Genomic DNA, 500 nt, shown 5'->3' on the forward strand with positions numbered 1-500 from the left:
CCCCTGATTTTCTACCCAATCAATATTAACCTTATATTTTTTATTATTTTGCTTATCTCGTACATTACCGTAGGCTTTATTATTACCATTATTCCCAATAAAATCGAAAATTAATTGGCTCTCTGGAACATCAACAGCATAAGAAATTGCTTTTTTCATCTCACTCCAATCAACTGTTCCTTCTTTAAATTTCATTTCAGGTTTTGCTCCTTGCTCTGTACCAATTGGCTTCCATGAAGGATTAGTTTGAGGATCCTTTTCTTGAGATACCGTTTTTTCTTCCTCTTTATTTTCATTTCCGTTCGTTTTTACCGATTTTTCTACTTTTTGTTTCCCTTCTAACTGTGCTGCTTCTTTATCTTCGCTTTTCTTTTCTTCTATCTTTGCTATTTCTTTATCTTCAGTTTTCTTCTCTTCTATCTTTGCTGTTTCTTTATCTTCAGTTTTCTTCTCTTCTATCTTTGCTGTTTCTTTATCTTCAGTTTTCTTCTCTTCTATCT

Annotated in this window: 1 protein-coding gene; it reads right to left on the minus strand. The window is 32.4% G+C overall.

All coding sequences use genetic code 11. The features are described from left to right. Positions 1–500: YrrS family protein (locus MR143_RS32670; RefSeq protein WP_242281301.1), on the minus strand; the 500-nt coding region annotated here is incomplete at both ends.

The sequence above is a fragment of the Bacillus cereus group sp. BfR-BA-01347 genome (assembly GCF_022663835.1).
Classification (GTDB): Bacteria; Bacillota; Bacilli; order Bacillales; family Bacillaceae_G; genus Bacillus_A; species Bacillus_A thuringiensis_K.